Source organism: Hyphomonas sp. (assembly GCF_040882205.1).
Taxonomy (GTDB): domain Bacteria; phylum Pseudomonadota; class Alphaproteobacteria; order Caulobacterales; family Hyphomonadaceae; genus Hyphomonas.
The window spans coordinates 1-4,132 of the sequence record NZ_JBBEBT010000168.1; the positions used below are offsets into that span (position 1 = coordinate 1).

The 4,132-nt window shown below is 63.4% G+C and carries 1 protein-coding gene; it reads right to left on the reverse strand.

Going from position 1 to position 4,132, the window contains the following annotated elements:
* A partial coding sequence (locus WEA77_RS06820) for a beta-ketoacyl synthase N-terminal-like domain-containing protein (protein ID WP_368067119.1) occupies positions 1-4,132 on the reverse strand: 4,132 nt, incomplete at both ends.

Here is a 4,132-nt window from a genome sequence, read left to right on the forward strand (position 1 = left end):
TGGCCACGCGCGAACTGGCGCGCAGGTAACCGCGGTTCCATGGGCCGCCTTCAGGATCGAATGTCGGAACACTCTCGAAGAAGCTCAGCTTGCCCGAGGGCAGGTGTGCGGGGAACGACTGCGCGGCGCAGAGTTCGAAACCTTTGCCGAAGCAGGCAAACGCGTCGCCGGAACGAAATGCCAGCACGTCTGCTTGCGTGAAGACGCGCTTGGCGCTTGCGCGTGAGATATCGATGGGAGAGGCGCCCGGGGTCGGTGGCGGCGACGTTTCAGGATCCCAAGCCACGCCCTTGCCGGAGGCGAGTTCGCCGTCGGTGAAGAATCCCGCCTGACCCTGACGCACGGAGAAAGCTGGCCGTCCATCGGCGGTGCAGTCATACTGGAAGAAGAACATCCGCACGCCGGCAAAGGTTGCGTGCTGGGTGATCTCGATCTGAAATTTCAGCGTGTCGCCGGCCATTGGCAGGCCGCCTTCGTGGAAAGTGATCTCACATCCAAGAAGCCGGTAGACTCGGTCGCTCTGGTTCTTGAGGTCAGCGCCCATCCAGCCGATCAGCGTAAGGTCCGCCTGGCCGCACTCGATCAGTGGTCCGGGGCGCACGCGGCCATCCTGCACATACCATCCGTCGGCGGAGAGATCTGTTTCGGTCCAGATGACGCCGGCGGCTTCGACACCCGCCTCAGCATCGATCCCAGTGATCCGGTCAACGAGCAGCAGCGGCGCTGCGGGCAGACGCACCTGACGCACATACGGATCCTGCGCCTTGAAGTCTTCACCAAAGAACGCAGACATCTCGCCGCGTGCGGAGCCCTCGACGGCCGCGCGGTCCCAGACTTTGCCGGAGGGTTTGCGGGGCGCTAGCGGAACACGGCCTGACAGGACGCCGGTGGGCGGCGCAAGTTTGGTTGTTTTTCCGTCCGGAGGAGGCGGGAAGGGGGTGCGTTCTGCGGGCGCGGCTTCCCGGACTTGCGGCGCATAGACCGGTGGCGGCAACGTCGGCGCTTCCGGCAATCCGCTTTGCGACCGGTGTTTCGCGGGCAAGATCGGGGCCGGCAAGTGCGCGGATCTGGAAACCTTGTAGGGTGCCGCATGGTGCCAAGGGTTGGCACGGGCCTCTTCAAGGCGCCCAACGATGCGCTCTATGCGTACAGGGTAGCCGCGTGCGAACAACGTAGCGGCGAGAACAGCGACTTGCGTCAGCTCGGCGTGCTCGACGCGGTCGGTGGCGACGGCGAGATGCGGCTTTCCGGCGAGGACCTGAGAAATGCTCTGAGTGAGTGTGTCGCGAGGCCCGAGTTCTACAAAGGTGCGCACCCCGTCTTCCCACGCCTGGCGAATGGTCGCTGGAAAATCGACTGTGGCGACGGCCTGCCGGGTCAGCATGTCAGCCACACGCGCCTTGGTGGGGACATACGCCGCGTTGATCGCATTGGCGTATAGGCGAACCTTGCTGCTGCGTGAAACGGTGCGGGAATGCAGCTCACGCCATTTTCCCGCAAAGGGTTTCATGGCGTTGGCGTGGACGACGAGATGCTGGTGCATCAGCGTGCCGGATCCGGGACCTAGGCGTTGGCAGAGCGCGCGGCAGGCGTCGGAAGGACCACCGATCATCAGGTCGTCATCAGTGTAGATGATTGTGATCTCGACATTCGGCGACGAGACTATCTCATCGCGCACGCGGGCGACCGGCGCGCGGACGCGCCAGTTGGTCCAGTCTGCCGGAACATTCGGACCCCAGGCTTCACCGGCGGTCTCGAAAGCACCTCCAAGATGGCGCTCGTACATTGCAGCAGTTTGAATATCTTCGAGAAGTCCGCCCATGTCCTTCCAGAAGCCAAAGGCGAAGAGTGCATTGCTTTCGCCGAGTGACAGACCGATGGCGGCGTCCGGCGAGAGTTCCAGAATGTCGTGCAGGAGGATAGCATGAGCCTGCGTGACCAGAGAGACAGCGCACAATTGTTCGTACTCGGACAGGGATGACTTCGCGAGCAGCTGCGTCATCGATTGCGCCTTGGGCAGCACTCCAAGCGCTTCGGCAACTTCAGGAAAAGCCATAAGCAAACCCCGCCCCATGCGGGGATAGGAAGCCGCGGATCCTGTAAAAGCAAAGGCCAGTTCGCCTTCGGGCAGACCCTCGCCGAACCAGATACCCTCGCCGGACGGCGCTGCTTTGGCCTCAAGCGCCGAAGCGGCGGCAGCGCTTCGTTCGGCCAGTGCCGCGCCATCCTTGCCAAGAATGGCAACACGTAAACGGCCAGAGCCACCGACCTTGCCCACCTGGAGTCGTTTGGCGAGGGCACCATGCGATGCAGCGGCCGCAAAGAAAAGATACGGCACAGGTCGCAACATATCCGGCGTAACGCGCGGTGGGGCGGCAGTAGCGGTGACGTAGACAGCCTGTGCGTTGGCGCTCTCGCCCGACGATACGGATATGGGGCTTTGGCCATGAAGGCAGACCGATGCGCCTTCCGCGGTGAGTTTATGTGATCGCGCGGCAAGACTGAGCGATATAGCGAGTTCGAACAGTCCGTTGGTGGCTGGTGCATCGCCGATTACGCAGGTCAGCGCCGCGCTCGCGGGGATGCTGGGCGGCGCCGACCATTGCAGGGCTTTCAACGTGCCAAAGATGGGGTCGCCAGCCGCTTCAGCGTCCGCCCTGCGCTTGAGCGCCAGGGAAACAGCGCGGTCTGCTGCGCCGGGCCTGACGGGGAGTGTGCCCGCAAAGCTCGCGCCGGAAACAACAGCGAGATCCAGTGTTCCGGACGAGAGCGCCGCAACAGCGACATCGAGCGCAGCAAGACCGGAGGAGCCTTCGGCAGACACAGCAAAGCCCTGGCCCCTGAAGTCTTCACTCGAGGTGATCCGGTTGGCCGCCATGTTCGCCATCGCCCCCAGCACGTCCGCTGCCATGAGCGGCGGCACGATCGCCTCCAGCAAGGCATCTGCGTCATTGCGCCCGGCGGCGAGCAGTTCGGCCTTTACACGCTCGCGGATGGGCCAACGCGCCGAATCGTCAGCGCATTGAATGCCCGCGAATACCCCACATCGCTCCGGGGCCGGTCGACAGACGCCTTCAAGCGCCATTTGCGCCACGTCAAGAATGGCAAGTTGATGCGCTTCGGCGCGGAGCAGATCTGAAGGCGGGATACGCGCCTTGATAGGATCGGCGCCGGCGAGGTCAGCCAGGTAGACGGGCTTGACGGGCGAATTCATCAGTCGGCGCAGAACGCTGCGCTCGCCCCGGTCAGGACCTGCCATCAAGCCTATTCCGACCACAACGAATTCGTCCTCCATGGCCGGGGTGAGAGCTGTATGGCCGTTAACGTAGCCGCGCGACGGCTCGTGGGCTTCCAGAACGAGGTGCGAATTGTTGCCGCCGAATCCGAAGTTGCTGATGGCGGCGCGGCGCGGCGCATCGCCTCGGCGCTCCCAGGTGCGCGTTTCGTTTATTGGCGTAAGGCCCGTGTCCGATAAAGATTTGATGAGGAAACCATCAATCGGGGTTGGTGCCAGAGTTTCAGCCTCGAGCGAGGCGGTCAGTTTCAGAAGGCTCGCCAGACCGGCAACCGTGATCAGGTGCCCTGTGTTGGCCTTGAGCGAACCGATGGCGAGTTCGCGGTCCGCACCGAAGACCGCCTTCGCCGACTGTATCTCAACACTGTCGCCCACCGGCGTACCGGTGGCGTGGCATTCGAGAAAGCCAATCGACGCTGGGTCGACCCCGGACATCGCATAGGCGCGGCGCATGGCTTCGGCCTGTCCTTCGGAATCGGGCGCAAGAAAGCCTTTGCGGCGGCCATCGTTGGATAGACCGATACCGCGGATAACGCCACGGACCTTGTCGGTTTTGCGAACCTCTGACAGCCGCTTCAGTACGACAGCAGCGGCGCCTTCAGACGGTACCAGTCCGTCTGCGCCCTGTACGAAGGGCCGTGACCGGCCGGTCGGGCTGAGCGCTTTCAGCGCGTCGAAGCCGATATGCAGGATCAGGTTGTCTGCCGCATTGACGGCGCCGACGAGCGCAATGTCGATCTGGCGGCTTGCGAGCTTCCGACAAGCAATTTCCAGGGCGTAAATAGACGAGGCGCAGGCAGCGTCGAGCGCGAAAGCCGGGCCCTCGGCACCGATCAT